General features: G+C 59.4%; 10 protein-coding genes. 7 read left to right on the top strand and 3 right to left on the bottom strand.

Annotated elements, in window-relative coordinates:
- Positions 1-114: 114 nt before the first annotated feature.
- Complete coding sequence (locus AC0L7I_RS12380; protein ID WP_473396730.1) at positions 115-579, bottom strand: peroxiredoxin; 465 nt, start codon at positions 577-579, stop codon at positions 115-117.
- A 98-nt stretch (positions 580-677) separates the two neighbouring features.
- Between AC0L7I_RS12380 and AC0L7I_RS12375 the strand changes: the two genes are divergently transcribed.
- Complete coding sequence (locus AC0L7I_RS12375; protein ID WP_473396729.1) at positions 678-4,064, top strand: YhdP family protein; 3,387 nt, start codon at positions 678-680, stop codon at positions 4,062-4,064.
- A gap of 10 nt (positions 4,065-4,074) precedes the next feature.
- Here AC0L7I_RS12375 and tyrS read toward each other — a convergent pair whose 3' ends face one another.
- On the bottom strand, positions 4,075-5,325 hold the full coding sequence (gene tyrS, locus AC0L7I_RS12370; protein WP_473396728.1) for a tyrosine--tRNA ligase: 1,251 nt from the start codon (positions 5,323-5,325) through the stop codon (positions 4,075-4,077).
- A 49-nt stretch (positions 5,326-5,374) separates the two neighbouring features.
- Here tyrS and AC0L7I_RS12365 point away from each other — a divergent pair, with 49 nt between their 5' ends.
- On the top strand, positions 5,375-6,505 hold the full coding sequence (locus tag AC0L7I_RS12365) for an anhydro-N-acetylmuramic acid kinase (protein WP_473396727.1): 1,131 nt from the start codon (positions 5,375-5,377) through the stop codon (positions 6,503-6,505).
- Here AC0L7I_RS12365 and AC0L7I_RS12360 read toward each other — a convergent pair.
- Positions 6,502-7,179 (bottom strand): alpha/beta hydrolase, encoded by a 678-nt coding sequence (locus AC0L7I_RS12360; protein WP_473396726.1) that lies wholly within the window; start codon positions 7,177-7,179, stop codon positions 6,502-6,504. The genes AC0L7I_RS12365 and AC0L7I_RS12360 overlap by 4 nt on opposite strands.
- 113 nt (positions 7,180-7,292) lie before the next feature.
- Between AC0L7I_RS12360 and AC0L7I_RS12355 the strand changes: the two genes are divergently transcribed.
- From AC0L7I_RS12355 to AC0L7I_RS12335, 5 genes are all read left to right on the top strand, one after another.
- Positions 7,293-8,438, top strand: a complete 1,146-nt coding sequence (locus AC0L7I_RS12355; RefSeq protein WP_473396725.1) for a cysteine desulfurase family protein — start codon at positions 7,293-7,295, stop codon at positions 8,436-8,438.
- Complete coding sequence (gene sufB, locus AC0L7I_RS12350) at positions 8,438-10,000, top strand: Fe-S cluster assembly protein SufB (protein WP_473396724.1); 1,563 nt, start codon at positions 8,438-8,440, stop codon at positions 9,998-10,000. Before AC0L7I_RS12355 ends, sufB begins: the two co-directional genes overlap by 1 nt.
- Before the next feature lie 301 nt (positions 10,001-10,301).
- Positions 10,302-11,063: a Fe-S cluster assembly ATPase SufC gene (gene sufC / locus AC0L7I_RS12345; RefSeq protein WP_473396723.1), complete on the top strand. Its 762-nt coding sequence runs from the start codon at positions 10,302-10,304 to the stop codon at positions 11,061-11,063.
- Positions 11,060-12,286, top strand: a complete 1,227-nt coding sequence (locus tag AC0L7I_RS12340) for a SufB/SufD family protein (RefSeq protein ID WP_473396722.1) — start codon at positions 11,060-11,062, stop codon at positions 12,284-12,286. The genes sufC and AC0L7I_RS12340 overlap by 4 nt, the downstream gene beginning before the upstream one ends.
- Positions 12,283-13,506, top strand: coding sequence for an aminotransferase class V-fold PLP-dependent enzyme (locus AC0L7I_RS12335; RefSeq protein WP_473396721.1), 1,224 nt, complete (start codon positions 12,283-12,285; stop codon positions 13,504-13,506). Before AC0L7I_RS12340 ends, AC0L7I_RS12335 begins: the two co-directional genes overlap by 4 nt.
- Positions 13,507-13,511 lie beyond the last annotated feature (5 nt).

Genomic DNA, 13,511 nt, shown 5'->3' with positions numbered 1-13,511 from the left:
ATCTGGGGTGAAAGCCCTACGGAACACAATTCATGCGATTTTTCGCCTAATTGGGTAAATACCCTGTTAAAGTTCGGAATTTTGGATGACCTTTGCGTAATAAATGGGTCTCTGTCAGGCTTTTAGGGAATCGAGGACATCTTGGGCGTGCCCTTTCACCCTAACTTTCGGCCAGATTCTTGAAATCATGCCTTCCGGGTCGATCAGGAAGGTCGATCTTGCGATGCCCATATAGGTGCGTCCGTACATGTTCTTTTCGACCCAGACACCATACGTCTCACAAACACTTCCATTTTCGTCGGATCCTAGCTCGATCTTCAATCCATGTTTCTGGATGAATTTTTGGTGGCGGGTCAGGCTATCTCGTGAAATTCCGAGAATTGCGGCATTGGCAGCCTTGAAGTCTTCCGTGAGGTTCGAAAAGTCGATGGCTTCGTTGGTGCATCCGGGCGTGTCATCCTTCGGATAAAAATAGAGGACCAGGTATTTGCCTCGATAAGACGCGAGTTGCTTCGACCCCAGTGTCGTTTCGATAGAAAACTCGGGGGCTTTTACGCCTGTTTCGAGTGGTCCGGTCATGTATTCCTCCTATGGTGCCTGAAAAGGACTGTGCTTATATCAAAAACCTGCAGCAATGCTGTTCGATACGTGTCGCATGAAGTTTAAGGAGCGTGCCGTTGGTTCGCCAGACCGCCTCGACGGTTATTCTTGAAATACTTGGAGGCCTGATTCTGCTCGCAATGGTCGCGGCAGGTTTATTGGCATTCCGGTTGGCAAGCGGCCCTCTCGAACTGGGTGTATTCAAGGACGACGTGGAGCGTGCGCTTTCCGGTGCCAGAGACGGTCGACCGGTTCAGATCGGAGAACTCTTTCTGGAATGGTCGCAGGCTGATCGGCGTGTCCGGGTCAGTGCAGGCAACGTCCAGCTTTTCGATGATGCTGGCGTCCTCAGTGCAGAAGCAAAACGCGCTGACCTGATTCTGTCAGGCTCATCGCTCGTTTTGGGCAAGGTCGATGTGCTTGCAATGGATCTGGACGAAGGCTGGATCAACGTCGACAGCGTAACCGATACGAAGTGGAAGGTGGCGGGCGATCCACTGCCAGAAATTCCTGCAGGTAAATTGCCGACGACACCGGCCGAGTGGCTTCAGCGTGCCAACGATGTCTTGCCGCAGTTGCTTGTCGCGCTTGAGCATGCCGACTCGATTGTTGACCTGGAGCGCGTGTCGTTTGATCGCTTCGAAGTTCGTGTCCGCGGACCGGACAGTTCGAATCTTTTAACGCTCAAGTCGGCGAAAGGGCGGCTCGCTCGCGAAGCCGGAGGGATCGTCATGTCCGTTGCCGGCAGCGGGATTGGCGAGGGCCTCCCAGCGGGACTGGCGGCGACGTTCGCAACTTCCAATTCGGGCCAGCAACTGAAGGCGGAGTTTGCAGTGGCGCAATGGCCGCTCGCCGACCTCGCGGTTAGATTTGGAATGAGCCGCGAGCGCTTTGACGGGCTGCCAGCAAACGTAGTGGTGTCGTTTGACGTTTCAAAGGCCGCCGGCGTTGAGCAAATCGTCATCGAGGTTGAAGCGGGTCAGGGTCGCTTGCCCATTGGCAGCGACGGAATCATTGTTGAAAACCTTGGCCTGAAGGCTGCCTACATGGCTGCGACGGATGCTCTGTCTGTTGACGTAAGCAGTACCGGGGCAGGGCCGTTCAAAGGCACGGTTGTTGTCGATTTGCAGGACGCAATGGGCGCGCAAGGGGCACACAAGTTCAGCCTTGTCAGCGAAGCGCTCGAATTGGATTTTACGCCAATGCTCGAGAAGGCTATCCCGATCAGCCAGTTGAGTTTTGCAGGCGAGGTGGATCTTTCTCGTTATGCGTTTCGGAATGCCGAACTCAAATTGCAGATCGGTGCTGATCAACTTAAAGCGTCGGGTTCTTTTGAACTCACACCAGACCGCCAGCCGGGTGAAACGCCGTTGATTGGCAGTATTGATGTCGCCTCAGAAGGCGACTTGAGCAAAGACACCATAATGGCGTTCTGGCCTGTTGGTTTGGGGTCTGGTGCCCGTCGGTTCGCAGCCAGGCGAATACCGGCAGGCGTTGCTTCTTCTGTGACCGGACACCTGGACCTGTTGCGTGACAGTTTCTCGGAGGGATACCTGAGGGATGAAGACCTTCAGCTGGATTTCACAGTCCGCGATGCCGTTGTAAAGTTCATGGATGATTTGCCTGCGGTCGAAAAAGCGAGTGGAAAAGGCCACCTGTCTGGAAATGGCTTCAAGGTGATCCTGGAGAGTGGTGAGTTTGGCGGTTGGTCTGTGGATGACGGAGTCGTGGATTTTCCAGCATTTAATCCGCCTGGCGTGCCGTTCCGAGTGTTTGCAAAGGGACATGGGCCAGCAACCAACATTATGAAAACACTCGCTGAGTCCAGCTTGAAGATCGAATTCGATCCCGAGCGGCTGACTGGCGACGCTGAAATGACATTTGAAATGTTCCGGCCGGCCCGGGATAATGTGCCGTACAAAGATATACGCTTCTCGGCCATCGGAAGTGTGACGAAAGGCGGCTTGAAAAATGCCGCGCTCGGGTTTGATCTCACAAACGGAAATTTCAGGATCGATACCAATCAGGCGGGCATCACGATCACCGGATTTGGCGATCTTGGTCCATCACCGGTGCAATTTACTTGGCGGGATGCGTTCAACGATGGCGACAAGCCATCAAACCTTTCTGCAACGGCAGTCGTAACGCCCGACGTGCTCAATAGGTTTGGTATTTTAGGGCGAGCCTATCTTGCCGGTGAAGTACCTTTGGAACTTCAGGCGCGCCTGCGAGGAGAGCATCTTGTTTCGGCCGACACGGCGCTGGATCTCGGTGAGGCTCGGGTCGACATCTCCGAGATTGGCTGGGTGAAAGCCAAGGGCGTGCCAGCGAAAGCCTCGGTTCAGTATGTGAAATCGGGAGACGTCGCGAAGTCGACTGTCTTGTTCACTTCGGAAAACGCCCGTCTTGACGGCGACTATATCCTTGGTGAGGATTCGAAGCTGGTTTCGGCGGTACTGAGGCGCGCCTACCTCAAGAACAAAGCCGATTTTGGGGGAGACATGAGCCGGTCACCTGACGGTGGCCTGATGCTCCAACTCAACGGAACCTATCTCGATCTCTCCGGACTGATGTCAGGACTTGGTAGCGTCGGAGACGCGGAAAACGTCAACAAGACGCCAATGAGCGTGAGCGCGGATCTTGACGCATTGACACTGAGGCCCGGCCTGGACATGCGCGATGCCAAACTCAGCGCCAGTACGGGTGCCAGAGGGCTTTCGCTTTTTAAGGCGACGGGAAAAGCAGACGATGGATCGCCTCTGTCGGCTACGTATGACGCCACTCGTCCCGACGGTGCCACCGTCAATGTGGAAAGTGGGAACGCTGGGTTTATTGCGCAGGCGCTGATTGGAGCGGATTTCCTTGAGGGTGGAAATCTCAAGCTGACGGGCAAGTTCACGAAGGATGCCTCGCCTGCGGCGTTCGACATCGTCCTGACCGATGTACGAATGCGCAATGCGCCCTTCCTAACTCAAATACTGTCGCTGGCATCGCTCCGGGGCCTTGCCGACACATTGGGGGGGGAGGGCGTCCTGTTTTCCAGGATCGACGTGCCGTTGAAACTCGCGAACGGTCGCTATGTTGTTACTGGCGCGAAAGCGCAAGGGCCCGCTTTGGGCCTGACAACGAGCGGATATATGGAGGGAAAAAGCGGCGCCATTGAGTTTAACGGCGTGCTTGTGCCCAGTTTCGGCATGAACTCAGCGCTGGGTGGGATACCGATTATTGGCGACCTTGTCGTCGGCCGCGACGGTGAAGGCGTATTTTCATTGACCTATGCGATCAACGGGACATTGGAAAAGGCCAATGTGTCGGTCAATCCACTATCGGCGCTTGCACCAGGCGTGATCCGGCGGATTTTTGAGAACCCGTCAGACACCAAGATACCGGAAGCCAAACCTCGTGCGCCCGACGAACCGATACCGTCAGAGCTTCCCCCTATTCCGGAAGAGAGTTTCGAATAGCGCTGGCTTCCTAGCTCACTCGCACGAGCGCGTGGCGCTTCTTGCCCGCCGAAAGCTTGATAGCTCCGTTGACCAGGTCCGCAGCGCCGAGCGTGCCGTTCTGGTCACCAACCTGGACATCGTTCACTTTGGCTGCGCCCTGTTTTATCAATCGCCGGGCTTCACCATTTGAGCTTGCAAGTCCTGCCGCGACGAATGCCGCTGCTATGAGCATGCCAGCATCGAGTTCGGATTTTGGAACTTCAACAGTTGGGAGCGCATCGGCAGATGCACCTGCGCCGAAGACAGCCTTGGCAGCTTCTGCTGATTTTGAGGCCGCCTCGGCGCCATGCAGCAACGTCGTGGCTGCATTCGCCAGAGCGATCTTGGCGTCGTTGATCTCGGCCCCTTGAAGCTTTTCGAGCAACTCGATCTCCGTCAGGTCCATGTCTGTGAACAGACGCAGGAACTGGCCGACGTCAGCGTCCTCCGTGTTGCGCCAGAACTGCCAGTATTCGTAGGGGCTTTTCTTGTCGGCGTTGAGCCAAACAGCCCCATCGGCTGTCTTGCCCATCTTGCCGCCTGAGGCCGTCGTGATCAGTGGTGATGTCAAGCCATAGGCTTCACCGCCAGCGACCCGGCGCGTGAGTTCGACCCCGTTGATTATGTTGCCCCACTGGTCGGACCCACCAAGCTGGAGCCGGACGCCATAACGCCTGTAAAGTTCAAGGAAGTCATATGCCTGCAGGAGCATGTAGTTGAATTCGAGGAATGTGTAGGGCTGCTCGTTGCGCAGGCGGCGCTCAACGGTTTCCTGTTTAATCATCGTATTGATCGTGAAATGCACGCCGTAGTCGCGCAGGAATTCGACGTAGCCGATCTTCGACAACCAGTCGTCATTGTTGACCATGATGGCGTCCGTCGGGCCGTCGCCGAATTTCAGGAACGGTTCGAACGCTTTCTTGATACCGGCCATGTTGGCGGTGATCTGGTCATCCGTCAGCAGCGGCCGGGACTTGTCCTTGTCGGTCGGGTCGCCGACTTTCGTCGTGCCGCCGCCCATCAAGACGACAGGCTTTCCCCCGCAGCGCTGGAAATGGCGCAGCATCATGATCTGCAGAAGCGAACCGACGTGCAGGCTGTCAGCTGTGGCATCGAACCCGATATAGGCTGCCGGGGTTCCTGAGCCACAATAGGCATCGAGCTCGGCAGGGTGTGTTACCTGCTTGATGAAGCCTCGTGAATCCAGTGTTTTCAGGAATTCCGACTTGTATTCGGTCATTGTCTCGTGTCTCCGTAAGCGCAGGCGCGTAACACGGAACGAGGGACTCTTGAACCATCCAATTCACGATCGCGAACCGCAATGGGTTGCCGGCTTCATGTCCGGAACCTCACTGGATGCTACAGATGCAGCGTTGATCCTGACTGACGGGGAGCGTGTTCTGGAGTTTGGACCGGTCGCCGAGCGTAAATATACGGCCAGTGAACGACAGGTTTTGCAAGATGCGACGGATGCGGCGCGGGCCTGGAACTGGACCGGACCGGCGCCCGAAGCGGCGTTCGAGGCGGCGCGGCAGGTGGTTACCAGGACCCACGCTGAGGCGTGGCAGATGGTGTGCGAAGGGGGCGGTAAGGGGGTGGTTGTACCGCTCGCGGGTGTGCATGGGCAGACGGTTCTCCACAGGCGTCCCCGTCCGGGCGCGCCTGGCGCAACCCTGCAATTGATCGACCCCGTTTCGTTGCAGAAGGCACTGGGTATCCAGCTCGCCTACGACTTCCGAACAGCTGACGTGGCAGCCGGAGGACACGGGGCGCCTTTGGCCCCGGTCTACCATGGCGCACTTCTGGAGCGTGCAGGTGACGGGGCCAGCGCCGTGCTGAATCTTGGCGGTGTTGCCAACATTACAGCCCGAATGACGGACGGCACCCTGTTTGCCTTCGATACGGGGCCGGCCAACGGGCCAATCGATGAATGGGTCGCGGCGCACGGGAAAGGCACACACGATGAGGGCGGTGCTTTTGCGGCCTCGGGCCGGGCACACGAAGAGATTCTGTCGCAATTGCTGGATCATGACTGGTTCAGGGAAGCGCCGCCGAAATCGCTCGACCGTTACGACTTCAACGCCGGCATGGTGCGGGGCCTGTCGTTCGAGGATGGCGCCGCAACGCTGACGGCCTTTTCGGCGCGGGCCGTGGCCAAGGGTGTTGCACAGCTGCCGGATACGCCGCAGCGCGTGATTGTGTGCGGCGGCGGGCGTCATAACCCGGCGATGATGGCGGCGCTCCGCGAGGCTCTGCCATGCGCTGTGATGAGTGCGGAAGATGCAGGCTGGCGCGGGGACTCGATCGAGGCTGAGGCATTTGCCTTCCTGGCCGCGAGAACTGTGCGCGGCCTGCCGCTGAGCTGGCCGACAACCACGGGCGTTCCGGCCGCCATGACAGGCGGCCGGTTGAGAGGTTAGTCGTTTTCGGCTTCGAGCCGCAGTTTCTCTTCCGCATCTTCCAGGCGCTGAAGCAGGTATTGCTCGCAGAGACCGATCAGATCGTCGCGCTTGTCGACATAGAAATGATTGGCGCCTTTCACGCGGGCGCGTTCGATGACTTCGCCCTTCTGGACGCGCACCTTGGTCAGGGCGCGTTCAATGTCTTCCGGGCTGGCAATAGCATCGGAGTCGCCGCAGACGATGAGGCCGGATGCGGGGCAAGGCGCCAGGAATGACAGGTCATAGTGGTTGGCTGGCGGCGATATCGCGAGGAAACCGTCAATTTCCGGGCGACGCATCAGCAGCTGGAGCGTGATCCACGCACCGAAACTGTAACCGGCGCACCAGACATAGCGAGGGCTTTCGCTCAGGTTTTCAATGTAATCGAGGACATAGGCAGCATCTTCAAGTTCACCGATACCCTGATCGTAGACGCCCTGGCTGCGGCCAACGCCGCGTGAATTGTAGCGCAAGACGCCAAAACCGTGGCGTTCGAACATCTGGTACAGCATGATCGAGATCGGATCCTGCATGGTGCCGCCCGCCTTCGGGTGGGGGTGCAGGATCAGGGCTATTGGCGCACCGGGATGCGGCGGCTCAGTGTAGCGCGCCTCGATACGGCCCTGCGGGCCGGGAATAATCAGTTCTGCCATGACATCCTCGGAGTGAATTCTCTTGTAAGGGCGCGGTCATAAGCCAAATGGACCGGGAAATGCAAATTTTTCTGCACGTGCACACTGAACCTTGAGCGAGTATACAAGAAACCATGATTTATGCTGATCACAATGCGACGTCCCCGCTTCGCCCGGAAGCACGCGACGCCATGCTTGCGGTGTTCGATCTTGGGGCGACGAATCCATCGTCTGTCCATGCCAAGGGGCGGGCGGCGCGGGGCGTGGTGGAAGCGGCACGGGTGCAAGTAGGCGGCGCGATCGGCAGCCGGGCGGCAGATATCATTTTCACCGGGGGCGGGACTGAAGCGGATGCCTTGGCCGTTCAGGGCGTTGTGGATGCCCTGAACGGCGCTTGCACGCTGATCGTATCGTCAATCGAACACGAAGCCATTGCCAAATCGGCGGCTCATTCGGGCGCTGTGGTGCAAACCGCCTATGTCACGCCTGCAGGGACGCTGGACCTCGACGACCTGCGCGCCCGGATGGCGGACTGGGACAAGGACGCGCAGGGCACGCCAGTCTTGTGCCTCATGCTGGCAAACAACGAGACGGGTATCATCCAGCCAGTAGCCGAAGCCGCTGCGATTGTACGCGAGGCTGGTGGCCTGACAATTTGCGATGCCGTGCAGGCGCTGGGCAAAATTCCCGTCAATGTCGGCATGCTGGGCGTCGACTATTTGTCCCTGTCGGCCCACAAGATCGGCGGACCGCAAGGCGTCGGCGCCTTGTGGCACCGTTCAGGCGCGCCGTTGAAGGCGATTCTGTACGGGGGAGGACAGGAGCGCTCCCTCCGGTCGGGAACGGAAAACGTGGCGGGAATTGCCGGCTTTGGTGCAGCTATTGAGGCTGCCGTTCGGGACCTGCCGAAATATGCCGCACTCGCAAAACCTCGGGATGCCATGGAAAAACGCCTCAAGGCAGAGGGCGGTGTGACAATAATTGGAGAGGGAAGCTCACGCCTTGCGGGTACGTCAAATTTCGCGCGGGCGGGGTTCCGCGCAGAAACGCAGGTAATGGCGCTGGACCTGGCCGGAGTATGCGTGTCTGCAGGATCTGCTTGCTCTTCGGGCAAGGTCAAGCGATCTGTCGTGCTGATGGCCATGGGCGCATCTGATGCCCTTGCGGAATCAGCAATACGCACCAGCTTTGGATGGAATAGCGTGCCAGCCGATTTTGACGGCGTGGCGGATGCGTGGCTGGAAGCGGCACGGCGCACGGTTTTGAAGGAGAAGGTGTGATGGACTGCTGCGGCGGCACCACCGAACACGACGAAGACTGCGGCGAGGTCAAGGTCAAGGACAGCATCGACGCCAAGACGGTCGAGGCTGCCAAGGCGCTTGAGGCGGAGCACTATTCGGCAGGCTTCACGACGGATATTGAAATGGACATGGCCCCGAGAGGCCTCTCCGAAGACACGATCCGTTTCATTTCGGCGAAGAAGAACGAGCCTGAATGGCTGCTTGAGTGGCGCCTGAAGGCGTATGAACGCTGGCTGACCATGAAAGAGCCGACCTGGGCGATGGTTCGCTATCCGAAGATCGACTACCAGTCCTATTATTACTATGCGGCGCCGAAGGCCGGGGCGAAATACGCCTCGATCGACGATGTGCCGAAGGAAATCCTCGAGACATATGAGAAGCTGGGCATTCCGCTGCGGGAAGCCGAAGTGCTGCTAGGCGTGGAGGGCGCTGTCGAGACCGCCGCCGAAGCGCGGGAGAAACCGCGCGTGGCCGTCGATGCCGTCTTCGACTCCGTTTCGGTTGCAACGACATTCCGCAAGGAGCTGCAGAAGGCCGGCGTGATTTTCATGTCGATCTCGGAAGCCGTGCATGAATATCCAGAACTCGTGAAGAAATATCTCGGCACCGTGGTGCCGCAATCGGATAATTTCTTCGCCACGCTGAACAGCGCCGTGTTTTCGGACGGGACGTTTGTTTACGTGCCCAAGGGTGTGCGGTGTCCGATGGAACTGTCGACCTATTTCCGGATGAATGCGGAGAATACGGGCCAGTTCGAGCGGACCCTGATCATCGCCGACGAGGCGGCTTATGTGTCGTATCTCGAAGGCTGTACGGCGCCGATGCGCGACGAGAACCAGCTGCATGCTGCAGTGGTCGAGCTGGTCGCGCTGGACGATGCCGAGATCAAGTATTCGACGGTGCAGAACTGGTGGCCGGGCGACGAGGACGGCAAGGGCGGAATCTTCAACTTCGTGACCAAGCGCGGCGATTGCCGCGGGGCGCGCTCGAAGATATCGTGGACGCAAGTCGAAACCGGGTCGGCGGTGACGTGGAAGTATCCGTCCTGCGTGTTGCGCGGGGACGATAGCGTCGGCGAGTTTTACTCGATTGCGGTCACCAATGGGCGCCAGCAGGCCGATACCGGCACCAAGATGATCCATCTGGGCAAGCGCACCAAGAGCCGGATCATTTCCAAGGGCATTTCAGCCGGCAAGTCCGACAATACCTATCGCGGCCTCGTGTCAGTGAACCGGAAGGCCGAGAAGGCGCGGAATTTCACCCAGTGCGATTCGCTGCTGATCGGCGACCGGTGCGGTGCGCACACGATTCCCTATGTCGAGAATCGATCTGCCAGCGCGCAGCTGGAGCATGAGGCGACGACGACCAAACTGTCGGAAGACCAGCTGTTCTATGCCCGCCAGCGCGGCATTGCCGAGGAAGACGCGGTGGCCCTGCTGGTGAACGGATTCGTGCGCGACGTGCTTCAGCATTTGCCGATGGAATTCGCGGTTGAGGCGCAAAGCCTGCTGAAAGTGAGCCTGGAAGGCAGTGTTGGATAAGAGGAATCTAAAAAACGGGAGGTGGCGCGATCCTACTCAGCATCCCTTGCTGAAGCGGCCCGTATCATATTTCTTGTTCTTTCCATTTCTCCATCCAAATTTTGGACTTGGTCGAGCAAAAGTCTACTTCTGAGCAGTGGTTGTGGCGGCGACTCTGGCAACAATTGCGGGGATTGGTAAAGTTTTCGGGCAGTAGCGCTCTCGGCGAGCACAGGATCGGTTCTTTCCTAACAGCAGCCTTTAGGATCACAGGGTGCCGCAGGGGCTTTCCCTTTAGGCCCGCACAGCTTACATGCGGCCTATGTTGAAGATCAAAAATCTGACCGCCACGGTTGGCGAAGAGGCTGAGGCCAAGGCAATCCTGAATGGTGTGTCGCTGGACGTGCCTGCGGGCGAGGTCCACGCGATCATGGGGCCGAACGGGGCCGGCAAGTCGACGCTGTCCTACGTCCTGACAGGCCGGAGCGGCTATGACGTGACGGGCGGGAGTGCGACCCTCAATGGTGAGGACATCCTGGACATCGAGCCGGAAGAGCGCGCGGCCAAGGGCATGTTCCTGTCGTTCCAGTATCCGGTTGAGATTCCCGGCGTCCCGGTAATGACCTTCGTGCGAACCGCCATAAACGCCCAGCGCAAGATACGCGGCGAAGCCGAAATGTCGGCGCCTGACTTCATCAAGCGCTCGCGCGAAGTGGGCAAGATGCTGAATCTCGACGCCGAAATGCTGAAGCGGCCCGTGAATGTCGGCTTTTCGGGCGGCGAGAAGAAGCGGCTCGAAATCTACCAGATGATGATGCTGGAGCCGAAATTCCTGATCCTCGACGAGACGGATAGCGGGCTCGACATTGATGCCCTGAAGACGGTGGCGGCGGGCGTCAACGCGCTGCGCGATCCGTCGCGCGGCATGCTGGTGATCACGCACTACCAACGCCTGCTCGACTATATCAAGCCGGACAAGGTGCATGTCATGGCCAAGGGCCGGATCATCAAGACAGGCGGCCCGGAACTCGCCCTGCGGCTTGAGCAGGAGGGGTATGACGGGGTGCTGGGAGAGGCGGCGTGACCACCGCCCTGCGCGACTTCATCAAGAATCCGACGACCGCCGAGCTGGAACTGGTCGCACGCTACGGTATGCAGCCGGAAGACGCGCGGCGCGAACGGGCCTTCCTGGCCTTTGCCGACTCAGGCCTGCCGAACAGGCGGATGGAAGCCTGGAAGTGGAGCGACTTCAAGGCGGCGCTGAAAGCATTGGACACACCCGCGTCGAGTTCGGCGAAAGACCCGCTTCCCCGCGATGGAGCGCTGGTTTTCCGGTTCACGCCCACCGGGTTTGAGCCGCCGAAAGCGTTGCCGGACGGTATGCGCATGCTGGCCCAACAGACGACACTGGCCATGAGCGGCGCGGAAGACGTGCCGCTAGGTGCGCTGGCAGCGGCTTTGGCCGGTGGCGGTTCGCGGCCAGCGACGCTGACATTCGAGATCACGGCCAGCGACCTGCCGCGCCTGCACTTCGTGTTTGAAGGTGCTGGTGAGGCCAGCTTTGCACGGATTAACTTCGTGCTCAGGGCTGGAGCCTCGCTGACCCTGACGGAGAGCTATCTGGGTGGTGTGGGATTCGCGTCTGCCTTGCTTGAATTCAATCTGGAGGAAGGTGCGCGCCTGAACCGGTCGATCTACCAGCGTGGCGGCGCAGACGAGGCTCTGGCAGTGACCAGCCTGGTCAATCTCGCAGCGGACAGCGAAGCGACGCAGACAACCCTGGCATTCGGCGCGGGAGTGGTGCGGATGGAGACGCGCGCGGTGCATCAGGGATCGGGCGCCAAGCTGTTGCTGAATGCGGCCTACCTGTCCGGGAAAGGATTCCACGCCGACATCACGACACATGTGCGCCACGGCGCGCCAGGCTGTGTGACGCGCCAGCTGACAAAGGGCGCTGTGACCGATGGCGGCACCGGTGTGTTCCAGGGCAAGTTTTACGTGCCGCGAAAAACAGGCCAGCATACCGACGCCGACATGCAGCATCAGGCGCTTCTTCTGGAAGACGGTGCGCAGGTGTTCGCGAAACCGGAACTCGAGATTTATGCCGATGATGTCGAGTGCGCGCACGGCAACACGTGCGGCGCGCTGGACGATGCGCAAATGTTCTACCTGCGCCAGCGCGGCATTCCGGAGATACAGGCACGCGCCATGCTGACCGAGGCGTTCATTGCCGAGGCACTCGGCACGGCGGATGAGAGTGTGCGCGACGTGCTGCTTGCCGAGGCGCAGAACTGGCTGTCGTCATGACGCGGCCGTTCGACATATCAGCGATCCGCAAGGAGTTCCCGATCCTGAAGCGGGAGGTGAACGGCAAGCCGCTGGTCTATCTCGACAATGCGGCCAGCGCGCAGAAGCCTGACGCGGTGATCGAGGCCATCGCGAACCAGAGCCGGATGGCTTATGCCAACGTCCACCGCGGCATCCACACGCTGTCGAATGAGACGACCGAGGCGTATGAGGCCGGGCGCGATGCGGCGCGAGACTTTCTTAATGCGCCGAGCACGGAAAATATCATCTTTACCAAAGGCGCGACCGAGGGGATCAACCTTGTGGCGTCTGCGCTGGCCGGAACGATCAAGGCGGGTGATGAAATCGTCCTGTCCGTGATGGAGCACCATTCCAATATCGTTCCGTGGCATTTCCTGCGCGAGCGCCAGGGGGCCGTGCTGCGCTGGGTCGGCCTGAACGTTGACGGGTCGCTCGACATGGAGGCCCTGCGTGCGGCCATCGGGCCGAAGACGCGCATGGTGGCGATCAGCCATATGAGCAATGTGCTCGGCACGGTGAACGACGTGGCCGAGATCGGGCGCATAGCGCATGAAGCGGGTGCTCGGGTGCTGGTTGATGGCTGCCAGGCAGCGGTTCACCTTGGTGTCGATGTGCAGGCGCTGGGATGTGACTGGTACGTGTTTTCCGGACACAAGCTGTATGGGCCGACAGGGATCGGCATTCTCTATGGAACGTCCAGCGCGTTGGCCGATGCGCGGCCTTATCAGGGCGGCGGAGAGATGATCGAGACAGTCAGCATGGACCGGATCACCTACAATGAAGGCCCGCACAAGTTCGAGGCCGGCACGCCGCCGATCCTCGAGGCGATCGGGCTGGGCGCGGCGATCCGCTGGTACCGGCAATTCGATCAGGCCGAAATTCAGGCGCATGAACATGCGCTCTACGCGCGGGCGCGTGACGGCCTGCGGGGCGTCAATGGCCTGACCGTGCACGGCGAGGCGCCGGGCAAGGGATCGGTGCTGGCGTTCAGCCTGCAAGGCGCCCATCCTCACGACCTGGCGCAGATACTGGACCGCTATGGCGTGGCCATCCGGGCAGGGCACCATTGTGCCCAGCCATTAATGACCCATCTGGGAGTCAGCGCGACAGCGCGCGCGAGCTTCGGAATCTACAATACGGAGGCCGAGGTCGACGTGTTCATAGAGGCGCTGGAAAAAGCCCGCGGAATGCTGGTATAGAGAGT

It is taken from the genome of Hyphomonas sp. J20-32 (genome assembly GCF_055808555.1).
The sequence above is the reverse complement of the archived record's forward strand: the minus strand, read 5'-3'. Positions and strand labels throughout refer to the sequence as shown.

Excerpts from the sequence above, each read along its gene's own strand:
- AC0L7I_RS12380 (WP_473396730.1), bottom strand. The coding sequence starts at position 579 with ATGACCGGACCACTCGAAACAGGCGTAAAAGCCCCCGAGTTTTCTATC.
- tyrS (WP_473396728.1), bottom strand. The coding sequence starts at position 5,325 with ATGACCGAATACAAGTCGGAATTCCTGAAAACACTGGATTCACGAGGC.
- AC0L7I_RS12360 (WP_473396726.1), bottom strand. The coding sequence starts at position 7,179 with ATGGCAGAACTGATTATTCCCGGCCCGCAGGGCCGTATCGAGGCGCGC.
- AC0L7I_RS12355 (WP_473396725.1), top strand. The coding sequence starts at position 7,293 with ATGATTTATGCTGATCACAATGCGACGTCCCCGCTTCGCCCGGAAGCA.
- sufB (WP_473396724.1), top strand. The coding sequence starts at position 8,438 with ATGGACTGCTGCGGCGGCACCACCGAACACGACGAAGACTGCGGCGAG.
- sufC (WP_473396723.1), top strand. The coding sequence starts at position 10,302 with ATGTTGAAGATCAAAAATCTGACCGCCACGGTTGGCGAAGAGGCTGAG.
- AC0L7I_RS12335 (WP_473396721.1), top strand. The coding sequence starts at position 12,283 with ATGACGCGGCCGTTCGACATATCAGCGATCCGCAAGGAGTTCCCGATC.